The 2,764-nt window shown below is 38.2% G+C and carries 4 protein-coding genes; 2 read left to right on the plus strand and 2 right to left on the minus strand.

The window, feature by feature from the left end; translation table 11 throughout:
• Positions 1–21: 21 nt before the first annotated feature.
• Both ACJHV0_RS06360 and ACJHV0_RS06365 read right to left on the minus strand, forming a co-directional pair.
• Positions 22–396 carry a copper resistance protein NlpE gene (locus ACJHV0_RS06360; protein WP_025236280.1) on the minus strand — a complete coding sequence of 125 codons (375 nt, stop codon included), beginning with the start codon at positions 394–396 and terminating at the stop codon, positions 22–24.
• A gap of 15 nt (positions 397–411) precedes the next feature.
• Positions 412–717, minus strand: coding sequence for a DciA family protein (locus tag ACJHV0_RS06365; protein WP_025236281.1), 306 nt, complete (start codon positions 715–717; stop codon positions 412–414).
• A gap of 118 nt (positions 718–835) precedes the next feature.
• Here ACJHV0_RS06365 and secM point away from each other — a divergent pair, with 118 nt between their 5' ends.
• Entirely contained in the window at positions 836–1,156 is a 321-nt protein-coding gene (gene secM, locus ACJHV0_RS06370) for a secA translation cis-regulator SecM (RefSeq protein WP_483133697.1), read from the plus strand.
• A 58-nt stretch (positions 1,157–1,214) separates the two neighbouring features.
• A partial coding sequence (secA, locus tag ACJHV0_RS06375) for a preprotein translocase subunit SecA (protein ID WP_483133698.1) occupies positions 1,215–2,764 on the plus strand: 1,550 nt, incomplete at its 3' end.

Here is a 2,764-nt window from a genome sequence, read left to right on the forward strand (position 1 = left end):
AAGAATCCCTTTAATCGCATATTAACGAATTTTATTCAATTTATAATTGTTTGTGCTTTTTACCGTATTACCGTTCGGATCGCAAAGTTCAACATATTGGTCGGAAACTTGGAATGCCAAATTACCGGAAGCGTGCTCTAAACGGATAACGTTTGATTTGTTTGCTTCCCAAGTGTATGTGCCGTTATCACGGTAAGAATACTCTTTTTTATCTTTGAAATAGATAGTATCGTATTGATAAGTTCTATCTGCGTTTAGAGTAAGCTGTGCTTGAATTTTTTCGCAGTCAGCACAAGGAAATACACCTGCATAAGTACCTGTTACGCTTTTTTGTGGTAACAATGAACACGCACCTAGCATAGTTGCGGTAAATCCAATGAGTGCGATTTTTTTCATATTCTTTTCCTCTTTTTAAATTTTAACGCTCGGATTTACTCTAAATTCAAGCTGGGTTATTTCAGGTAAATCGGTTTGTATCTGTGCTAACAGAGCAGTTTGTTGTAACAATAAACCTTGCCTCACGGTTGCACTTTTTACATTAATAATGAGTTGATTATCAACTAAATTTGCCACTCGGTAAAGCCCACGATAAGATTCCGGCAAGATTTTCTGAATTTTTTGGTTTAAATCATTCACAAAATTTGCCTTTTCGACAATTCGACTTAAAGTGGAGTTCTGTAAAATTTCGTTAATCTTTTTAGGTGCTGAATTTTTCATCTATTATTTACTTTATCTCTATTTTTATACTTGATTTTACGTTACTTGACCCAATTATTTGATAACTCTGATTAAATTTAGCGTATAATCACTTAAATTTTTATTTAATCTTAACTTAATGAGCTTATTTTTTAAACACTTTCATAAAACGCCTTTTTGGTCGCAACTTTTTTTCGGAATGGTTGCGATGCTTGCGTTACCTGAAATTCAGGTGGTTAATCCAAATGAAAGTGAGCAAGAAGCAGTTATCAATCAATCTTTTCTTCAGTATGCTCAAGCTACGAATGAGCTAGAGCAACAATCACTTTTTATCGCAGAATTGAACTACGATATTGTGGAAATTAAACCACAAGCGGTCAATTTTTGCGAATTTTTTACTAAATCTTACCGCTTGGATAAACAAAATATTTATCCAATCCGAGCAGGACCTTACGCCTAACTATAAATTTAACGTTTAAAATCAAATAATTAACAATATTTATATTTAGGAAAATACAATGATTTCAAAATTACTTACCTCTATTTTTGGCTCAAGCAATGACCGTACGCTAAAACGTTTAAGAAAACGAGTGGTGCAAATTAATAAACTTGAGCCGACATTTGAACAGCTATCTGACGAAGAATTAAAAGCCAAAACGGCTGAATTTAGACTCCGTTTAGCAGATGGGGCAACCTTAGACAGTTTATTGCCTGAAGCCTTTGCAACGGTTCGAGAAGCGAGTAAACGTGTGTTAGGTATGCGTCCGTTTGATGTACAGCTCATTGGCGGTATGGTTTTAACCGGGCGTAATATTGCCGAAATGCGTACCGGTGAAGGGAAAACATTAACTGCAACTCTGCCTTGCTATTTAAATGCTTTAACCGGTAAAGGGGTTCACGTTGTAACCGTGAATGATTACCTTGCTCGCCGTGATGCGGAAACTAACCGTCCATTATTTGAATTTTTAGGCTTAACCGTTGGTGTGAACATTCCGGGTTTACCGCCGGAGGTTAAACGTGCGGCATACCAAGCAGATATTACTTATTCAACCAATAGTGAATTAGGTTTTGATTACTTACGTGATAATTTAGCTCACGATAGAAATGAGCGTTTTCAACGTGAATTACATTACGCATTAGTGGATGAGGTGGACTCTATCTTAATTGATGAAGCTCGTACGCCATTAATTATTTCAGGACCAGCGGAAGATGCGACTCAAATTTATCAAGCAGTAGATCAAATTATTCCGCATTTGATCGCACAAGATAAAGAAGATACCGAAGAATACACAGGCGAGGGTGATTTCACTTTAGATCTGAAAAACAAACAGGCTCATTTAACTGAGCGTGGTATGGTGAAAGTAGAGGATTTCCTTACTCAAATGGGCTTGATGGAAGAAGGGGAGAGCTTGTATCACCCGGCTCGTATTTCGCTTTTACATCACGTTAGTGCGGCGTTGCGTGCTCATAAATTGTTTGAACGCAATGTGGACTACATTGTAAAAGATGGCGAGATTGTCATCATTGACGAGCACACAGGGCGAACAATGGCAGGTCGTCGCTGGTCTGATGGTCTACATCAAGCGATTGAAGCAAAAGAGCGTGTGAATATTCAAGGCGAAAACCAAACCGTTGCTTCTATTACTTACCAAAACTATTTCCGTCTATACGAAAAATTAGCAGGTATGACAGGTACGGCAGATACCGAAGCTTTTGAATTCCAACAAATTTACGGCTTAAATACCGTTGTTGTGCCAACAAACAGACCGGTTATCCGTGTAGATCGCACTGACTTAATGTTCAAAAGTGAAGCAGAAAAATTTGCGGCGATTATTACTGAAATTAAAGATTGTATGGAACGCCAGCAACCTGTGTTAGTGGGGACAGCATCGGTAGAAAAATCGGAGTTATTATCGGCAGAATTAACCAAAGCGGGTATTCCTCACAATGTATTAAATGCAAAATTCCACGCCCAAGAAGCAGAAATTGTGGCGGAAGCAGGTGCACCGGGTGCAGTAACTATTGCAACGAATATGGCTGGTCGCGGTACGGATATTGTACTTGGCGG

It is taken from the genome of Mannheimia sp., assembly GCF_056854775.1.

What these genes read in the sequence shown, in the direction of transcription:
- secM (WP_483133697.1), top strand. Translation starts at nt 836, where the DNA reads ATGAGCTTATTTTTTAAACACTTTCATAAAACGCCTTTTTGGTCGCAA.
- ACJHV0_RS06360 (WP_025236280.1), bottom strand. Translation starts at nt 396, where the DNA reads ATGAAAAAAATCGCACTCATTGGATTTACCGCAACTATGCTAGGTGCG.
- ACJHV0_RS06365 (WP_025236281.1), bottom strand. Translation starts at nt 717, where the DNA reads ATGAAAAATTCAGCACCTAAAAAGATTAACGAAATTTTACAGAACTCC.